Here is an 18,300-nt window from a genome sequence, read left to right on the forward strand (position 1 = left end):
CGGTAGCCTGGGTAAGGCTAAAAGGCGGGGCCACTGGAAAGACGTGGCCTTACCCGCCGGCCGGCTTAGGCCACCGCTCCCCCCAAACAAAACAACTTCACCACAACGGGCGGTTGGTGTCGGCGGGTTTCGAGGCGCGCGGGGCGGGTTGGCGGCCTTTGGTGATGTGATGTGGGTTGGGTTGGGGTCGTCTAATTCTCTTTATTGTGCTTCTTATTCTTTGTGGAGGGTGAGGATGGCGCAGCTTAGTTTGCCGGTGAGGACGGAGAGGAGGGTGGTGATTCCGCTGTCCATGGCGACGATGCCTTCGGCACCGTAGTGGTGGGTGAGGGTGGTTTTGTTTTGTTGGTAGAGCTCGGCCCAGAGGTCCCAGGTGCGGGCGATGTGGAGTTCTTCGCCGACGTCGGTGGCTTGGTCTATGGTGAAGCCTGCGTCGTGGGCGTGGTCTACCAATTCTGGGATGCTGAGGGGGAGGCACATGGCGAATTGGCGCCACCAGAAGCGTTGTTCTCCAGGGTCCAGGTCGCGGCGGCGGTTGGCGATTGTTATGACTGCTTTTCCTTGGGGTTTGAGGACTCGGTGGGCGTGGGTGAGGGCGCGGAGGGGGTTGTTCATGTAGTCGATGCTTTCGATGGCCCAGATTCCGTCGAAACAATTGTCCGGGTGGCGTAGCGCCATGGCGTTGCCGTGTTCGAAGGTGACTTTTTCCGTCATGCCCGCGTGTTCGGCGAGGGTGGTGGCGAGGCGGACCTCGGTGCGGCTGACTGAGCAGCCGGTGACCCGCACGTCCCTGGTGCGGGCCAGGCGGATGGCGGAGGCGCCGGAGCCGAAACCGATGTCGAGGATGTGGTCGCCGGGGTGGGGGTCCAGCAGGGCGGCGAGGTGGTCGACCATGCGTTCCTGGGCGCGGGCGACCTGGTCCCAGGCGGTGCCGGACTGGTCGAGGTCGTCGGCGAGCCAGGCGCCGATGTGGTGGCTGGGGCCGAGGCACAGGTCGTAGAGCGCGCTGTTGGCGTCGTGCCGGCGCTCCACGTCGGCCGGGGTTGGGGCCTGGCTCGTCATGCCCCCAGGGTTCACCCGGAGTGCTGGCCTGTCAACGCAGAGTCACCCGCGCAGGGCTTGGACCACCCGGGACGGTGACGGGCGACCCAACCGGTCCGCCATCCAGGCGCTCGTGTCGGCGAGTTTGTCGAGGTCGACGCCGGTTTCGACGCCCAGGCCGTCGAGCATCCAGACGAGGTCCTCGGTGGCCAGGTTGCCGGTGGCGGACTCCGCGTAGGGGCAACCGCCGAGGCCGCCCGCTGACGAGTCGACGGTGGTGGCTCCGAGTCTTAGCGCGGTGAGGGTGTTCGAGAGGGCTTGGCCGTACGTGTCGTGGAAGTGGACGGCGATATCGGTGACCGGTAGGCCCACCGACGACACGGCGCCGATGACCGCCTCGACCTGGCCGGGGGTGGCGACGCCGATGGTGTCGCCGAGGGACAGTTGCGAGCAGCCCATGTCCATCAAGCGCTTGCCCACGGTGGCGACCTGGTCGGCGGCGACGGGGCCCTCCCACGGGTCGCCGAAGCACATCGACACGTACGCGCGGACGTCCAGGCCCTCGGCGCGCGCGCGGGAGACGACCGGGTCGAACATGGCGAACTGCTCGTCCAGGGTCCGGTTGAGGTTGCGGTTGGCGAAGGTCTCGGTGGCGCTGCCGAAGATCGCGATGTGCCGCACACCCGCGGCCAGCGCGCGGTCCAAGCCGCGCTCGTTCGGCACCAGCACCGGGTAGTTGACGCCGTCCACCCGGGTAAGACCCGCCAGCAGCTCCTCGGCGTCGGCCAACTGCGGCACCCACTTGGGGTGCACGAAACTGGTCGCCTCAAGCACGCCCAGACCGGCGTCGGCGAGCCTCGCGAGGAACTCCAGCTTCACGGCGACGGGGACGACGGTGCTTTCGTTCTGGAGTCCGTCGCGCGCGCCGACCTCCCAGATGGTCACCCGCGGGGGTAGGCCGTTCGCGCTAACTGTCGCCGGTAGACCTACCTCGCGCGCGCCCATGTCAGCGCCGTCCGCGCTCGGGGTGGTCGCCGTGGGGGCGTTCTTCGCGGCCGAAGTCGTCGTACGGGTTGTCGTTGACCTCGCGGTAGAGGAGGGTGTGCACCTTCTCCACGTTGGGGATGTCGTCGAACTCCAGCGGCTCCTGCGAGGACGACTCGACGATCAGGGTGCCGCAGCCGACGATCCGGTCGATCAGGCCGTGCTCGAACCGCACGCTGCTGATCCGGGCCAGCGGGATGTCGATGCCGGTCCGCTTGACCACGCCCATCCGGAACATCACCCGGTCGGTGGTGATGATGAAGTGCGTGGTCCGCCAGCGCACGAACGGCACCAGGAAGCCCCACCCGAGGATCACCAGGGCGACCGCGCCGAGCACGATGTAGGCGATGTTGTGCCAGGACAGGTCCTGCGCCAGCACCGCGAGCCAGATGCCGCCCGCCAGCACCACCAGCAGGATCAGGTAGGGCAGCAGCAGCATCTTCCAGTGCGGGTGCTTGTGCAGGACAACCTGCTCGCCCTCACTGAGCACGTCATCCGGGTACGCCACGGTTCCTCCCGATCATCACTGGTGACGCGGGCTACCGTACTCGGAGCGCGCGCCACAGTGCGTCACGGACTGGTGAACAGCGCCACAGTCGGGGGATCAAGACCCCGGTCGCACGTGTACGACGTCACCGGCCGACAGAGTGCGCGCCGTGCCCGCCACGTCGACCACCAGGCGACCCTCGCCGTCGATGTCCGTGGCCAGCCCTTGCAGGTTGGCCCCATCGGGTAGTTCGACTCGTACGCGCTGACCGAGGGTGGCGCAGCTACTGCGGTACTCGGCGAGCAGCCCGGACGTCGCCAGGTCCCCCTGGGCGCCCCGCCACGACCGCTCCGCCTCGGCGAACGCGCGCAAGAGGGCGATCGCGATCTCCGTCCGGTCGCTGCTTCCACCCTCCTGCGCGAGCGACGTCGGTGCCAACCCACCTGGCCCGAGCGGAACATCCGGCGGCAGCGGAGCCACGTTGAGACCGATACCGACGACCACACCGGGACTGGCAACCTCGGCGAGCACACCCGCGCACTTAGCCATGTCGGCCCCCGCGAGCAGGTCGTTCGGCCACTTAAGAGCCGCCGCGACCCCTGCGTGCCGGGCTGTGCGTATCAGGGCTACGCCCGCGACCATCGCCAACGAGCCGTAGCGCGCCACGGGGACACCGTCCGGGTGCAGTAAGACACTGAGGTAGAGACCGGAGGAGGGGGGAGACACCCATCCTCGGGCCCGCCTGCCGCGTCCGGCTGTCTGTTCTTCGGCAATGAGCACGGTGTGGTCGGCAGCATTGCCCGCGACCGCCACCAGGTCGGCGTTGGTTGATCCAGTCGAGTCGACCACGTCCACAGCGGCGTAAGAGCCAACGAGCGCCGAACGCAGGGCCTCCACGTCGAGTGCTGCCATGGGGCCAAGGGTAGAGGCCACCCCCCGACCTGGCTGGTCGGAGCAGGAACAGCCGGTAGGGGGTGGCGCGGTAACTCTGCGATCTCCAGTGCGCTTGAGGTCAAGGTGCCGGGGTGTGCTCTACGCCTCGCGCGAAGGGGGCGCTAACGGTGGTTAAGCTGCCTGGTCATGAGCAGTGCGACCGAGCCCGATGGTGAGCTGGACATCCACACCACGGCGGGGAAGCTGGCCGACCTGTACCGGCGCTACGACGAGGCAGTGCACGCGGGCTCGGCGCGCGCGGTGGAGAAGCAGCACGCCAAGGGTAAGAAGACCGCCCGCGAGCGCATCGACCTGCTGCTCGACCCCGGTAGCTTCGTCGAGTTGGACGAGCTCGCCCGACACCGCTCCACCAACTTCGGCCTGGAGAAGAACCGGCCGTATGGCGACGGAGTGGTCACCGGCTACGGCACGGTCGACGGCCGCCCGGTGTGTGTGTTCAGCCAGGACGTCACGGTGTTCGGCGGGTCCCTCGGCCAGGTCTACGGCGAGAAGATCGTCAAGGTGATGGACCTGGCGCTCAAGACCGGCCGTCCGATCATCGGCATCAACGAGGGTGGCGGCGCGCGCATCCAGGAGGGCGTGGTGTCCCTCGGCCTCTATGGCGAGATCTTCCGCCGCAACACGCTCGCATCCGGTGTCATCCCGCAGATCTCACTCATCATGGGCGCTAACGCGGGCGGGCACGTGTACTCGCCCGCGCTGACGGACTTCATCGTGATGGTCGACCAGACATCGCAGATGTTCATCACCGGTCCAGACGTGGTGAAGACCGTCACCGGTGAAGAGGTCACGCTTGAGGAGCTGGGCGGCGCGCGCACGCACAACACCAAGTCCGGTGTCGCGCACTACATGGGCGTCGACGAGGAAGACGCGATCGGTTACGTCAAGGACCTGCTGTCGTTCCTGCCGTCCAACAACCTGTCCGACCCGCCCGCGTTCCCGGTGGCCACCGAGGACGGCTCGGTCGCCGACACCCTCACCGACGGCGACCGCGAGCTCGACACGCTGGTGCCCGACTCGGCGAACCAGCCGTACGACATCCACGACGTCATCGCCCGTGTCGTCGACGACGGCGAGTTCCTCGAGGTCCAGCCGCTGTTCGCGCCCAACATCGTGGTCGGGTTCGGCCGGGTCGACGGCCGCAGCGTCGGCATCGTCGCCAACCAGCCCACCCAGTTCGCGGGCTGCCTGGACATCGACGCGTCCGAGAAGGCCGCCCGCTTCGTCCGCACCTGCGACGCCTTCAACGTCCCGGTGCTCACCTTCGTCGACGTCCCCGGGTTCCTGCCGGGCACCGACCAGGAGTTCGGCGGCATCATCCGGCACGGCGCCAAGCTGATCTACGCCTACGCCGAGGCCACCGTCCCACTGGTCACCGTGATCACTCGCAAGGCCTACGGCGGCGCCTACGACGTGATGGGCTCCAAGCACCTCGGCGCCGACATCAACCTCGCCTGGCCGACCGCGCAGATCGCCGTGATGGGCGCCTCGGGCGCGTCGAACATCCTGCACCGCAAGACTTTGAAGACCGCGCTGGACGCCGGTGAGGACGTCGACGCCCTGCGCGCCCGGTTGGACCGGGAGTACGAGGACACCCTGCTCAACCCGTACCTCGCGGCCGAACGCGGTTACGTCGACTCGGTCATCCCGCCTTCGCACACGCGCGGCACCATCTCCCGCGCCCTGCGCATCCTCGCCGACAAGCGCGAAACCCTGCCCCCGAAGAAGCACGGCAACATTCCCCTGTGAGGAGCGCACCGTGAGTTCCGCCGAGGAAAGCCGCCCCCTGCTCCGCGTCGTCCGAGGCACCCCGGACGACGCCGAACTGGCCGCCCTGACCACCGTGATCGCCGCCGTCGCGTCCACCCCGGCCAACACCGCGCAACCGGCTCCCCCAAGCACCTGGTCAAACCGCTCCGCCGCCGTGCGCCGCCCCTTGCCCCACGGCCCCGGCGCTTGGCGCGCGTCCGTCCTCCCGCGCTGACCGGCTTAGAGGTTTCCGACCACCGGCAGGCGTAAGGACGTCTTGGTCAGGTCGATGGTGAGGCGGGTGTTGCTGCCTGCTGGGCTGATGAACGACCCGTCCGTGCTGCCGATCACCACTGCCAGCCGGTGGCCCGCGGGGATGGTTTGGTCGGTTGAGGCCAGGTTGAACGTGATGGTGTAGGGCTTGCCGGGGCTAAGAGTCTGGCGGGACGTCAGTCCGGCGTAGTGGCCCAGGTCTGCCCACCCGCGCGAGATGACGTTTTGGGTCACGGTGGTCGTGTTGGCGGCGGTGTCGATGTAGCAGGCGCTGTCGCCTGGTGCGCTGTCGCCCCAGCAAGAGGTGGTGGTGAGGTTGCGGATGCCTTCGCCGTTGGCGCGGTAGTTGCGGATCGTCGCGGAGCCGTAGTCCACGAGGACGGCGGTGAGGCGGGCGGCGGATTGCGACGACGTGGCGGTGACGGTGATCTGGGGTGTGCCCGAGATGCGGGTGTCGGCTAAGAGGGAACCGGTCGAGTAGAGGACCCGGGCGGACGACGTGCTCGTCGGGTTGTTGATCCAGTCGTACTCGGTGCTGCGGTTGTCGGTCAGGGTGGCGGTGGCGCCCGCGAGGGGCACACCCGCGCCGAGGGTGCCGACGCCCGCGACCGGGCCCGGGGTGAGTCGGTAGGTCTTGGCGGTAGACGCCAACGGCCAGGCGGGGTCGTCCTCCCAGACGTCCGGGCTGACCTCCACAGTGGACCGGGGCGCCCGCTCGACGCCGTTGTCGACGCCGAGCAGGTAGTGGTCGAACCAGCGGTGCAGGGTGTCCACCCAGACCTGGCGCCGGTAGTCGAAGGGGTCGACGTGGCCGGTTTGGGAGAGCCAGATCTTGCGTTCGACGGTGGCGGGCAGCGCGTTCCACCACTGGCCGAAGTTGAGGGTCTTGACGTTGGTGTCGTTCAACCCGTGCGCGATGAACACGCTGGCCTTCACCTTGGCCGCGTCGGCGGTGTAGTCGCGTTCGCGGTACACGGGGGTGTAATCGCCACTGGTCGGGGAACCGTTGGTGAGCGTGGTCTTCACCGCGGCGCAGTCCGCCGCGCCCGATGAGTTCTCCACGAGCTGCGACAGACTCGCCGGTGTGCCGCTGTTGTACGCCGCGCCCGCCTCGCGGTAGTAGTCATACCAGGAGCTGATGGCGCTGATCGGCACAATCGTCTTGAGGCCGTCGACTCCGGTTGCGGCGACGGCGTTCGCGATGGTGCCGTCCCACGACTTGCCAATCATCCCAACCGCGCCCGTGGACCAACTGGCCGTAACGGTAGTGCTACCGGTCGCGGCCGTGTAACCGGTCGCGCGGCCGTTGAGCCAATCGATGACGGACTTCGCGGAGGCGACCTCGGACTTACCGCCAACGTCAACGCAACCCGTGGAACGCGCGGTGCCCGACAGGTCCACGAGTACGACGGCGTAACCGCGTGGCACGAAGTAGTTGTCATAGAACAGCGGGAACTGCACCGGCTTACCGGCGCTGTCATAGGTCTTCTTCTGGCTCTCGTTGCCCCGCCCCAGCGTCGCGTAGTACGGGCTGGCATCCATGATGACCGGTACACGCCCGGTAACTTCACGTGGTCGGATGATGTCGGCGGCCACGCGTACCCGGGAACCGTTGGGCGCGGCTATACCAGTGTCGACCCATACCGTGTCCCTTACCGCGTTGGCGTAAGAGTAAATGGGTTCACTGCCTGCTGTGCCAAACGCGGCGGACGCGGGGACGGTGATCGTCCCGACGGCCGCGGCAACGGCAACAACCGTGGTGAGCAGGGACCGCCGCAGAGCCATGTGAGCAGACGCTACGGACCGACGCGTTCCTTTGACAGTCCCGATTTTTTCGCGTTACCAGTTGGAGGCAACCGGATACCCGCCGCACACACCATGCCGAGGACCAAGACGACGACCGGCAGCACCAGCGTCGCCTTGGCCGCGTTGGTGAACCCGAGGTGGAACGCGTCGGTGGCCAACTCGCGTACCTTCGCCGCCACCGTGGGTGACCAGTCGGACGGCACCTGTGGGCCCTCGCCGCCGAACTGGCCCGCGGTCTGGGCGGCGGCGGTGATCCGGTCGACGAACTCGTCGGCGTAGCGCGGCGGCAGGAACTTCGCGTACTGCCGCGCCGCCCCCGGGATCGAGAACCCCAGCCCGACCTGCAGCAGCAACCCGGTCGTCGCGCTGCCGAGCACCCCGCCGACCTGCCGCGAGGTGTTGAACACCCCGGACGCGGCGCCCACCAGGTGCGGCGGCATGCCGAGGGTCGCGGACGCGGTCAGCGGCGAGAACACCAACCCGATGCCCAGGCCCGCCAGCACCAGGCCGGGGACGAGCACCAGCGGGTCGGTGTCCGGTTCGGACAGCGCCGCCAGCACGACCGTCCCGGCCGCCAACCCGCCGAGGCCGGACATGATCAGCGTCCGCCCGGCCAGCCGCACCCGGCTCGCCAGCCACGCCGCCAACGCCGCCGCGCCCGCCATCGGCGCGCACAGCAGGCTGGACGCCACCGGGTCCAGCCCCAGCACCGACTGCACGTAGATGACCAGCGGCAGGAACATCCCGGTCGTCGCGAACCCGAGCGCCGAGTGCGTCAGGTTGGCCCAACCGAAGACCGGGTTGGCGAACAAACCCCTGGGCAGCAACGGGTCTCGCGCCCGGCGTTGGTACACCGTGAAGGCGCCCAAGAGCACCAGGCCGACCCCGATGACCGGCAGCACGCCGATCGGGCCGACGATCGTGCCCCAGTGGTAGTGCTGTCCGTTCTGCAGACCGAAAACGAGCAGCGCGAGCCCACCCGACGCGAGTGCCGCGCCGGTGATGTCGAAGGTGGGCTGTCCCTCCGGCCGCCAGTCCGGCAGCAGCACCAGCCCCAGCACCAGCCCGGCCACCCCGATCGGCAGGTTCAGGAAGAAGATCCACTCCCAGCCGATGTGCTCGACCAGCAGCCCGCCGACGACCGGCCCGGTGATCGTCGCCACCCCGGCCACCGCGCCCCACACCGCGATCGGCGCCCCCCGCCGCTCCGGCGGGAACAACCGGGTGATGAACGACAGCGTCTGCGGCGTCATCGCCGCCGCGCCCAGCCCCTGCACCGCACGCGCCGCGATCAACGACTCCGCCGACGTCGACAGTCCACTCCAGAGCGACGCCGCCAGGAACAGCACCAGCCCGACCACCAGCACCCGCTTCGGCCCGAACCGGTCGCCCAACCGGCCGGTCAGCAGCAGCGGCACCGTGTTGGCCAGCAGGTAGACGCTGTTGACCCAGATGACCTGGTTCAGGTTGGCGTCCAACCCGCGCAGCATCGCCGGGATCGCCACGGTGACGATCGTGGAGTCCAGCATCACCATGAAGAAGCACGCGCACAGCGCCGCCAGCGCGACCCACGGGCCGCGCACCCCACCACTCATCGCCACTCCAGCCCGGCCCCGCACCCGGGCAAGCCTAGGGCCACCGCTCAGCCGAACGGCCGGGTCCACCCGGATCCCGGAAGCACAGTTTCGGCCGGGCGAGTTCGCCGCGTCGTCGTGCGCACAACCGCACTGGTGCGTTCCGGTCAGCAGGGAACGCATTTCGCGTCGCCATTGTCCGTTTCCTCAAGGTGGCGGTGTTCGGACCTGCAGGCGGAGGTCGTGGCGAAGGTGGGGAGACGGATGCCCGAGCCAGTAGAGTCGGTGGCCCGTCGTGGCACGAGTCGGTAGTGCGGTGAGCGGCAGCGGAGGAGTGGGTATCGGTGAGGTCACGTTGTGTGGTGTACGTAGACGCCGGGTACCTGCTGGCGGCAGCGGCCACACGGGCGACCGGGACCTCCCTGCGTAGTGGCATCGTCACCGACACCAACGCCTGGTGGACGCACTGATCGACCACGCCGAGGCCAAGGCGGGGCTTCCGCTGCTGCGAGTGCACTGGTACGACGCGGCCAACCAGGGCGTCCCCGACCGGAGCCAGCAGGAGATCGGCATGCTGGCCAGGGTCAAGCTGAGACCGGGACGGATCGGGTTCGACGGGGAGCAGAAGGGGGTCGATCTGCGGATCGGGCTCGATCTGGTGGCCCACGCGCGCAACGCCGCCATCGACACCGCCTTTCTCGTCTCGGGGGACGATGACCTCACCGAAGCCGTGGAAGAGGCCCAGGCGCATGGTCTTCAGGTGACCATCCTCGCTGTGCCGACCGTCACCGGTGCGGCGCACGGCGTCAGCCAGAGTCTCCTGGCCGCCGCCGACGACGACCTGGATCTGATTGCCGCCGATGGGCTCGACAGCGCGATCACCCCCCGGAAGACACAGGCCCAGTCTTTGATCACCGCGTCCGCGTCGACGCGCCATTCTCAGGTGCCGTCGCCAATGGCGTTGGCCAACCGCCCGCGTCCGCCCGCGCAGCCCCCGAACGAGACGATCCCTCCCGCTCCGCCCTCGTCTGGGGTGGTATTCACCAGCAGCACACATGCCCATCCGTTGGCAGACCTTGTCCTCGGGAACACCGACCGCCCGGCCACGACCTCCCTGACATCGGACAAGGTTGCCGAGACTATCGAACGTGTCACCAGCCACGTCTTGACAACCTGGTTCAACGGCCGTGCGCCCGACGAACACACCGAACTGTCGGCAGGCAGGCCGTCCATCCCACGCGATGTCGATCGTGCCCTGCTCCGCGATCTCTCCGATGCTCTGGGCCAGTACGACCTCAGCGATGACATCCGATACGAGCTCCGGGCCCACTTCTGGGCCGAGGTCGACCGCCGGGGCGCCGCAGACACACCGGTCGCGGCGACCGAACCCTCCCAGCAGGCGGCCGAAACCCCAAGCTCCGCGGCTGACGTCGAACCCACTGGACAGGTCGGGACCGTGCGGCTCATTTGAGCTCGCACTCCCCTAGCGGATCGCGGGCCAGGCTTCACGGCATATGCCAGTTGGCGCGAAATGGACAACTCCCCACCGGCAGTCCCGCTCAGCGGAAGAGGCGGCGGGTGAGCGGCTGGTAGGCGGGGCCGAGCAGGCGGGCCAGCCGGTCGATGGCGTGGGCGTCGGCGCCGATGAGGACGCGGGGGCGGTTGCGGCGGATGCCGTTGATGATCGTCGCCGCGGCCTGGTCCGGGGTGGTGCGGGCGACCCGGTCCAGTGCGCGGGCGAAGTCGTCGGCTTCCGCCGGGTTCGAGGTGCGGCCGTTGCGGGCGATGTTCGTCCGGATGCCGCCCGGGTGCACGCAGGTCACGCCGACCTGTGGGTGGAGCTCCTGGCGGATGGCCTCGGTGAAGCCGCGGACGGCGAACTTGGCGGCGTTGTAGGCGCTCTGCGTCGGCACCCCGATCAGCCCGAACACGCTGGAGATGTTGGTCAGGTGTCCGCGCGTGGCTGTCAGTTGCGGCAGGAACGCCCGCGTGCCGTGCACGACACCCCAGAAGTTCGTGTCGAGGACCCACCGCAGGTCTTCGTCGGTCATCTCCGACACGGTGCCCTTCAGGGCCACGCCCGCGTTGTTGATGACGAAGCTCGCGGGTCCCAGGTCGGTGCGCACGGCCTCGGCGTGGGCGTAAACGGCGTCGCGGTCGGACACGTCCACCTCGTAGCCGTGAGCGCCCGTCAAGGCCACCGTCTCGGCAAGACCCGCGGCGTTCACGTCCGACGCGGCGACGCGGGCGCCCAGCGCCGTCAGTGCCACCGTCAACGCCCGCCCGATGCCCGACCCGGCCCCGGTGACAACCGCCACCCGCCGGTCAAACATCGACCGTGGTCCGCTCGGCCGCCCGGTGCGCGTCGAGCCGGGCGGGGTTGCTGACCTGCACCACCGACCCACCGGCGACCAGCGGGGCGACCAGGGCCGCCAGCACCCCGTCCGGCACGGTCCACTCGCGGGTGGACAGCACCCGGGCCCCGGCGGGCAGACCCGCCCCGGCGGCCAGCACCTCGGCCACGGTCATCCCGGCCAGCGCCAGCGCCGACCCGGGGACCGGCGACCCGGCGAAGTCGTCCCCGAACAGCCGCGCCTCGCCGACGAAGTCGATCACCCCGTCGGTTGATCCGCCCAGGTCGCGGCCCATCGGGTCGAGCGACACCGCGGCCGTCACCCCGTCGGCGGACTCCCCGGGGGCGACGAACGTGACGGCGGCGGGTCCGGCGGCGACCACGTGCGCCCCGGCCCACCACGCGCCGAGCAGGATTCCCGCCGTCTGCCAGTGCGCGGGCAGCCGCACGGCCACCTCGACACCCGGCTCGACGTCGTGCTCCTCGACCAGCCAGTTCGCCGTCTTGGCCGCCCAGTTCGCGACCGTGGCGACGGACAGTTCGACCCTGGTCCCGGCCGCGTCGTCGTAGTGCGTGACGAGGGGCTGGGCGGGGCGCAGGGGCCGGAGCAGGGTGTCGGTGAGGCTCACCCGATCAACGCTAGTCGACGCACTTGAGGCTGCCCGCGTCCACGTTCGGCGGCGGGACCGTGGTCGACGTGCTCGGCGCGCTGGAGCCGTTCGTGGTGAGCGCCCGGGTGCCCGGCGACGAGGACGATGACGTGGACGACGTCGGGTAGGTGGTGCCGAGGGTGAGCCGCACGTGCCCGTAGTCCAGGGTGCGGTCCTCGGCGTAGGTCAGCTTGGTGGTGGCCAGCGCGCTGCCGACGGCCTTGGCCTTGGCCAGCTCACCCGGCGCGTAGCGGATCACCGAGGTCTGCTGCACCGCGGCGTCGCCCGCCTCACCCCGGTCGAAGCCCTGGTCGGCCAGGTGGTCGAGCACGACACCGGCGAGGCCCTTGGTCTTCGTGCCGTTGCGCACGTCGACCGTGATGCCGGTGGACTCCGCGCTGGTCGACGGCGGCGGGGTGGTCGCCGTGGTGACCGGCGAGCCGCCCGTGTCGGTGCCCGCGTCGGACTGCGCGATGACCGTCTTGATCTCGGCGGCCACCGCCGCCGGGTCGACCGTCACCACGTCCTGCCCCGCGATCTTGGCCAGACCGGTGGTCGGGACGGTGCGGAAGGTGATGTTGCCGCCGGACAGGCCCTGCATCTGGGCGGCGAACCGGGTCAGGTTCCAGTTCGACGACAGCACGACCGACTTCTGCACCGCCGCGATCAGGTCACGGGCCTTCATCGGGTCGGTCAGCACGTCCGCGGACAGCACCTTGTTGGCCAGCGCGGCCAGGAAGGTCTGCTGCCGGATGATCCGGTCCAGGTCGCCGTCGGGCAGGTCGTAGCGCTGGCGGACGAACGACAGCGCCGCCGCGCCGGAGATCGTCTGCACACCGGCCGGGAAGTTCGCGCCGGACTTGGGCTCGTTCACCGCGTTCTTCAGGCACACCTCGACGCCGCCGACGGCCTTGGTGACCTCGTAGAAGCTGGCCAGGTTGACCTCGGCGTACCGGTCGATGGTGACCGCGCCGCCGGTCAGCTTCTCGATCACCGAGATCAGGTTCTTGCGGCCGGTCACCACCGCGTCGGTCTCCAGCTTCGCGCCGCTCTCGCCGCGTTCCTGCAGGTCGTGCCGGGCGTCGAGGTAGGCGTTGAGGAACGCCGAGTTGAGCTTGTGCTTGCCGTAGCCGGGGCCGATGTCGACGTAGGAGTCGCGCGGGAAGGAGAAGGCCACCGCCTTCTTGCCGCCTGCCGGGATGTGCACCAAGATCATCGTGTCGGTGTTGCGCTCGCCGTCGGACTTGCCGCCGTTGAGCATGGCCAGCACTTCCTTGGGCAGCGGGTTGCCGTACGCGTCGGTGCGGCTGTCCATGCCGACCAGCAGGATGTCGATCGCGGTGTCCAGCCGGTCGGTGCTGCCGCCGCCCGAGTCGCCGGGGTGCGCCTCGATGACGTCGGTGGTGACCGTGTGGTCGTCGATGCCGCCGAAGGCCCACCAGCCGTACCCGGTGGCCGCCACCACCGACAGGGAGAGGACGACGACGAGCACGCGTACGACGACCGTGCCCGCCCGCAGCACCGCCGACGGCCGACGCGTCGCGGGTAAATCGTTCCCCGGCCGGTCGGCGACCTCTACCCGCGCACGCTCGCTCACGCACGCTCCTCCCCGGTCAAGCCCTGACAACCCCAGATTACCCAGGCTCGTGTGGTCTGGCTGTCAGCGCGGTCACCGGTAACACGGACCGGTGAGCGTCGACGTTTACTCCGACACGGAAAGACGTGCGAGACAGGGCAGACGTGGCGGACGTGGAAGACTTCGGGTGGGGTAGCCCACGCGAGTGTGAGGACGGTGTGAACCACATGCGGGTGCTGGTGACGGGTGGGGCCGGTTTCATCGGGTCGCACTACGTGCGTCAGGCGTTGGGCGGGGCGTACCCGTCGCTCGCCGACGCCGAGGTGGTCGTGCTCGACAAGCTGACCTACGCGGGCAACCGGGCGAACCTGGACCCGGTGGCCGACAGCGAGCGGCTGCGCTTCGTCGAGGGCGACATCTGCGACGGTGACCTGGTGCGCCAGGTCATGGCCGGGGTCGACCTGGTGGTGCACTTCGCCGCCGAGTCCCACGTGGACCGGTCGATCCTGGGCGCGGCGGACTTCGTGCTGACCAACGTGCTCGGCACGCAGGTGCTGCTGCAGGCCGCCGTCGACGCGGGCGTGGCCAAGTTCGTGCACGTCTCCACCGACGAGGTGTACGGCTCGATCGACGAGGGTTCCTGGGCGGAGACGCACATCCTGGAGCCGAACTCGCCGTACTCGGCGTCCAAGGCGTCGTCGGACCTGCTGGCCCGCTCGTTCCACCGCACGCACGGGCTGCACGTGTGCGTCACCCGGTGCTCGAACAACTACGGGCCGTACCAGTTCCCGGAGAAGGTCATCCCGCTGTTCACCACGAACCTGCTGGACGGCAAGAAGATCCCGCTCTACGGCGACGGCCTCAACGTGCGCGACTGGCTGCACGTCGACGACCACTGCCACGGCATCCAGTTGGTCGCCGACTCCGGCCGCGCGGGCGAGATCTACAACATCGGCGGCGGCACCGAGCTGACCAACCGCGAGCTGACCAGCCTGCTGCTGGCCGCCACCGGCGCCGACGAGTCGTTCGTGCAGCCGGTCATCGACCGCAAGGCGCACGACCGGCGCTACTCGGTGGACATCACCAAGATCAGCACCGAGCTGGGCTACGCGCCCAGGGTGTCCTTCTCGGACGGTCTGGCCGACACCGTCGCGTGGTACCGGGACCGCAGAGCGTGGTGGGAGCCCCTCAAGCAGCGCGCCGCACTACCCGGGAGCTGACCAGTGACCCTCGCCCTCCTCGTACCCGGCGGCAACGGTCAGCTCGGCCGGGAGCTCGCCGCGCTCGGCGGCGCCGACCTGCGCGTGGTGGCGCCCGGCTCGGCCGAGCTGGACATCACCAGCGCGGGCTCGGTGATCGAGGCCGTGTCCACCCTCGTCGACCGGGGCCGCCCGCTGGTCGTGGTCAACGCGGCCGCGTACACGGCGGTGGACAAGGCCGAGACCGACCAGGCGCGGGCGTTCGCGGTCAACGCCGACGGCCCCCGGGTGCTGGCCGCCGTGTGCTCGTCGCGCGGCGTGCCGCTGGTCCACGTGTCCACCGACTACGTGTTCCCCGGTGACGCGACCGCCCCGTACGAGGTGGACGCGGCGCCGGGACCGAAGTCGATCTACGGGTTGACCAAGCTGGCGGGCGAGGACGCGGTGCTGGGCTCCGGGGCCGACGCCTGGGTGGTGCGCACCGCCTGGGTGTACGGGGCGTACGGCAGGAACTTCGTGAAGACGATGGCCCGGCTGGAGTCCTCGCGCGACACACTGTCCGTTGTAGACGATCAACTGGGTGGTCCGACCTGGACGTTCGACCTGGCCGCCGGTCTGGTCGAGCTGGCCAGGCGGATCGGCGACGGCGACGGCCCGGCGTCGCGGGTGCTGCACGCGACCGGCGGCGGCGAGGTCACCTGGGCCGGGTTCGCCCGCGCGGTCTTCGAGGAGCTGGGCGCCGACCCGGAGCGGGTGAAGTCCTGCGGCACCGAGGACTACCCCACCCCGGCCAAGCGCCCGGCGTACTCGGTGCTCTCCGGCAGGGCGTGGGCCGACGCGGGACTGACCCCGCTGCGGCCTTGGCGGGACGCGCTCACCGAGGCGTTCGCCCGCCACGGCGCCGAGTTCCGGGCTGGCTGAACGCCCTAGTGGCCGGCGGCGGCGCGGTAGGCGGCGACGGTCAGTTCCGCGCAGCGGCGCCAGGTGTGGCTCGCGGCGTGCGCCCTGCGGTCGCTGGTCGTGCCGGGGGACAGCGGTTTCTCCATGGCGTTGACCAGGGCGGCCGACAGGGCGTCGATCTCGCCGAAGGGCACCAGGTGCGCATGTCCGCCCGCCACCTCCCGCAGCGCGGGGACGTCAGTGCACACCACCGGGACGTCGCAGGCCATCGCCTCGATCACCGGCAGGCCGAAGCCCTCGTCGCGGGAGGGCAGGGTGAGCGCGCTGGCGCCCGCCATCACGCTGCGCAGGTCCGTTTCGGACAGGTAACCGAGTGTCCTAACGCGACCGCCGTACGACCCGTGGCCGGGGCCGACCAGGACCAGCGGCGGTAGCGACGGAGTGTTCGCGTGCGCCTTGACCAGCCAGTCCAATGCCTTGCGTGGACCCGCGGACCCCACGTACAGCAGGTAGTCCGACGGCAGGCCCAGCCGCTGGGCGAGGTCGGGGTTCGGTGGGCGGGCGGTGAACCACGCCGGGTCGACGCCGAGGGGCGTTACGCGCACTTTGTCCTCGGCCACACCCAGCCGGTCGACGACCAGGTCGGCCACCGCCCGGGTCGGGGTGCACACGATCCCAGCCCGGCGCGCGGAGACCCGGACCAGTTCCGGCAGCGTCGTGTCGAAACGCGAAAGCTCCTCCGGGTAGTCGAGGAAGCTGAGGTTGTGGACGGTCAGCACACCCCCGGCCCGGAACGCGGCGGGCAGCACGAAGTTGGTCCCGTGCACCACATCGGTGAGCCCGGCGAACAGCTCGACCGGCGGGAACGACGACCGCAACCACGCCGCCCGCAGCAGACCGGCCGGTGAGGGGATGCCGCGGGCCCGCACTCCGTGCGGCAGCACCCGGCGCAGACCGCGCCAGCCGCGCAGCGTGAAGGCGACCGCCCGCATGTCCACATGGGACGACGAAGCCAGCTCCTCGGCCAGCGCCGCGGTGTAGCGGCCGACGCCGGTGCGGTTGCCCAGCAGCGGCGTCCCGTCGATCAGTACCCGGATCGGCTTGGGCATGCGGGCGTCCCCCTGACAGGCGTGCGGTCACGGCGCTGGGTCCGCGCGGGGGGCCGCGCCGGGGTGCCTACGGCCAAGCCTCTGCCTCCTCCACGCGCGGTGCCACTGGCCATAGCGTGCCTCATCGCAGCGTGTGATGGGTGTTCAACCGCGCGAAACGCCCCGCCGCTCCCCGCGGCACCGCCCCGGTGACCCGATCGCGGGAGTCGGCGGGGCCGGTTGGCGCACGCCGGGTGTCGGTATGTCCAGTGTGGACGCGACCGGTCGGTATTTCACCCGATCGAGCGGTGGCCGGTTGGGCGGCGCGAACACCGACCGCGACCGGGGTTGCCCGGCGGTGCAGAATGTCGGGTCGTGACCGCTGAACCCACCGCCTACGGCGACCGGCTCGCCGTCGTGACCGTCACCTACTCGCCCGGGGACACCCTGGACCGGTTCATCCACACCCTGGCCGGCGCCACCCGGCGCGACGTGCGGGTCATCCTCGCCGACAACGGCTCGGTCGACGGGGCACCCGAGGCCGCTGCGGCCGCCCACGACCACGTCGAGCTGGTCCGGACCGGGGGGAACCTCGGCTACGGCGGGGGGGCCAACCGGGGGGTGGCCGCGCTCGGGCCGGAGTACGGGTGGGTGGTGGTGGCGAACCCCGACCTGGAGTGGTCGCCCGGCTCGTTGGACGAACTGCTTGACGCGACTGACCGGTGGCCCCGGGGGGGCTCGTTCGGGCCGTTGATCACTGAGCGTTCTGGTGAGGTGTACCCGTCCGCCCGCGAGGTGCCGTCGCTGGGCAAGGGGATTGGGCACGGGGTGCTGGGGAAGGTGTGGCCCGCCAATCCGTGGACGCGGGCGTACAAGCAGTCGGCGGCGGATGTTCGGGAGCGGGTGGCGGGGTGGTTGTCCGGGTCATGCCTGTTGCTGCGGCGGGCGGCTTTTGACTCGGTGGATGGGTTTGACGCGCGGTATTTCATGTATTTCGAGGATGTGGATCTGGGGGAGCGGTTGGGGTTGGCGGGGTGGCAGAACGTGTACGTTCCGTCGGCGAAGGTGATGCATATTCAGGGGGTTTCTACGGCGAAAGTGTCGGATAAGATGTTGGTGGCGCACCATGACAGTGCTTATCGGTATATTGCCGATCGGCATCGGGGGGTGGTGTGGGCGCCGGTGCGGGGGGTGGTGAAGGCGGGGCTGGCGGTGCGGTTGCGGATGGAGAGTCGGTGAGGGCTGGGGCTTTGGTGGGGTTGGGCTGCTGGGGGGCTGTTCGGTGGGCGGGGACTTGTTGGTGAGCGGGGATTGTCGGTGGGCTGGGACTGTCGGTGGGGTTGTCTAGGCTGTGTATTCAGGGGCTCAGGTTGATCATGGTTCTTGGTTGGTGGGCGGATCTTGTCGGTGGGTCCGGTTAGGCTGTGTATTTGGGGGCTTTTCGGCTGGTTGATCTTGGTGTGAGGGGTCACTGGGCCTCGCTGCGCTCGGGGTTCGGCCTTGTCGCCTGGCGGCGACGCCGGCCATTGGCGCCAGATAAAAGCGGTGGTGCCCGTTGTGGTGAAGTTGTTTTGTTTGGGGCCCCTAGCGGCAGCCTGGGTAAGGC

Annotated in this window: 17 protein-coding genes; 7 read left to right on the forward strand and 10 right to left on the reverse strand. The window is 69.7% G+C overall.

From position 1 onward, the window contains the following. Positions 1–213: 213 nt before the first annotated feature. From H504_RS38915 to H504_RS0122205, 4 genes are all read right to left on the reverse strand, one after another. The gene (locus tag H504_RS38915) at positions 214–1,062 is read right to left on the reverse strand and encodes an SAM-dependent methyltransferase (protein WP_051386128.1); all 849 of its coding nucleotides are present in this window, start codon (positions 1,060–1,062) and stop codon (positions 214–216) included. A gap of 42 nt (positions 1,063–1,104) precedes the next feature. After that, positions 1,105–2,046 (reverse strand): hydroxymethylglutaryl-CoA lyase, encoded by a 942-nt coding sequence (locus tag H504_RS0122195; RefSeq protein WP_026424575.1) that lies wholly within the window; start codon positions 2,044–2,046, stop codon positions 1,105–1,107. Position 2,047: 1 nt separating this feature from the next. After that, positions 2,048–2,593, reverse strand: coding sequence for a PH domain-containing protein (locus H504_RS0122200; protein ID WP_026424576.1), 546 nt, complete (start codon positions 2,591–2,593; stop codon positions 2,048–2,050). Between the two features lie 96 nt (positions 2,594–2,689). Continuing rightward, complete coding sequence (locus H504_RS0122205; protein WP_026424577.1) at positions 2,690–3,484, reverse strand: biotin--[acetyl-CoA-carboxylase] ligase; 795 nt, start codon at positions 3,482–3,484, stop codon at positions 2,690–2,692. Between the two features lie 168 nt (positions 3,485–3,652). Between H504_RS0122205 and H504_RS0122210 the strand changes: the two genes are divergently transcribed. Beyond that, positions 3,653–5,275 carry an acyl-CoA carboxylase subunit beta gene (locus tag H504_RS0122210; RefSeq protein WP_026424578.1) on the forward strand — a complete coding sequence of 541 codons (1,623 nt, stop codon included), beginning with the start codon at positions 3,653–3,655 and terminating at the stop codon, positions 5,273–5,275. 10 nt (positions 5,276–5,285) lie between these two features. Next, on the forward strand, positions 5,286–5,510 hold the full coding sequence (locus H504_RS0122215; RefSeq protein ID WP_026424579.1) for an acyl-CoA carboxylase subunit epsilon: 225 nt from the start codon (positions 5,286–5,288) through the stop codon (positions 5,508–5,510). Positions 5,511–5,515: 5 nt separating this feature from the next. Here H504_RS0122215 and H504_RS0122220 read toward each other — a convergent pair whose 3' ends face one another. Then, complete coding sequence (locus tag H504_RS0122220) at positions 5,516–7,333, reverse strand: Xaa-Pro dipeptidyl-peptidase (protein WP_026424580.1); 1,818 nt, start codon at positions 7,331–7,333, stop codon at positions 5,516–5,518. An 11-nt stretch (positions 7,334–7,344) separates the two neighbouring features. Beyond that, positions 7,345–8,949 (reverse strand): DHA2 family efflux MFS transporter permease subunit, encoded by a 1,605-nt coding sequence (locus H504_RS36365; RefSeq protein WP_169735438.1) that lies wholly within the window; start codon positions 8,947–8,949, stop codon positions 7,345–7,347. Positions 8,950–9,272: 323 nt separating this feature from the next. Here H504_RS36365 and H504_RS43685 point away from each other — a divergent pair, with 323 nt between their 5' ends. Both H504_RS43685 and H504_RS36370 read left to right on the forward strand, forming a co-directional pair. Continuing rightward, on the forward strand, positions 9,273–9,398 hold the full coding sequence (locus H504_RS43685; RefSeq protein WP_281173653.1) for a hypothetical protein: 126 nt from the start codon (positions 9,273–9,275) through the stop codon (positions 9,396–9,398). Beyond that, a complete protein-coding gene (locus H504_RS36370; RefSeq protein WP_211239380.1) occupies positions 9,386–10,399 on the forward strand; it encodes an NYN domain-containing protein in 1,014 nt (337 codons plus the stop codon). Before H504_RS43685 ends, H504_RS36370 begins: the two co-directional genes overlap by 13 nt. Before the next feature lie 88 nt (positions 10,400–10,487). Here H504_RS36370 and H504_RS0122235 read toward each other — a convergent pair whose 3' ends face one another. From H504_RS0122235 to H504_RS0122245, 3 genes are read right to left on the reverse strand one after another with little or no spacing between them, the layout of a single operon-like run. Continuing rightward, complete coding sequence (locus H504_RS0122235) at positions 10,488–11,261, reverse strand: SDR family NAD(P)-dependent oxidoreductase (RefSeq protein ID WP_026424581.1); 774 nt, start codon at positions 11,259–11,261, stop codon at positions 10,488–10,490. Then, the gene (locus H504_RS0122240; RefSeq protein ID WP_026424582.1) at positions 11,254–11,910 is read right to left on the reverse strand and encodes a TIGR03089 family protein; all 657 of its coding nucleotides are present in this window, start codon (positions 11,908–11,910) and stop codon (positions 11,254–11,256) included. The genes H504_RS0122235 and H504_RS0122240 overlap by 8 nt, the downstream gene beginning before the upstream one ends. Before the next feature lie 10 nt (positions 11,911–11,920). Beyond that, on the reverse strand, positions 11,921–13,528 hold the full coding sequence (locus H504_RS0122245) for an LCP family protein (protein WP_026424583.1): 1,608 nt from the start codon (positions 13,526–13,528) through the stop codon (positions 11,921–11,923). A 206-nt stretch (positions 13,529–13,734) separates the two neighbouring features. Here H504_RS0122245 and rfbB point away from each other — a divergent pair, with 206 nt between their 5' ends. Then, a complete protein-coding gene (gene rfbB, locus H504_RS0122250; protein WP_026424584.1) occupies positions 13,735–14,727 on the forward strand; it encodes a dTDP-glucose 4,6-dehydratase in 993 nt (330 codons plus the stop codon). 3 nt (positions 14,728–14,730) lie between these two features. Then, positions 14,731–15,627 (forward strand): dTDP-4-dehydrorhamnose reductase, encoded by an 897-nt coding sequence (gene rfbD / locus H504_RS0122255; protein ID WP_026424585.1) that lies wholly within the window; start codon positions 14,731–14,733, stop codon positions 15,625–15,627. A 5-nt stretch (positions 15,628–15,632) separates the two neighbouring features. Here rfbD and H504_RS0122260 read toward each other — a convergent pair whose 3' ends face one another. Further along, a complete protein-coding gene (locus H504_RS0122260; protein WP_026424586.1) occupies positions 15,633–16,715 on the reverse strand; it encodes a glycosyltransferase family 4 protein in 1,083 nt (360 codons plus the stop codon). Between the two features lie 354 nt (positions 16,716–17,069). On the opposite strand from H504_RS0122260, the gene H504_RS0122270 reads away from it, so the two are divergent. Beyond that, positions 17,070–17,933: a glycosyltransferase family 2 protein gene (locus tag H504_RS0122270; RefSeq protein ID WP_026424587.1), complete on the forward strand. Its 864-nt coding sequence runs from the start codon at positions 17,070–17,072 to the stop codon at positions 17,931–17,933. Positions 17,934–18,300: the final 367 nt, after the last annotated feature.

Source organism: Actinokineospora inagensis DSM 44258, assembly GCF_000482865.1.
GTDB classification, from domain to species: domain Bacteria; phylum Actinomycetota; class Actinomycetes; order Mycobacteriales; family Pseudonocardiaceae; genus Actinokineospora; species Actinokineospora inagensis.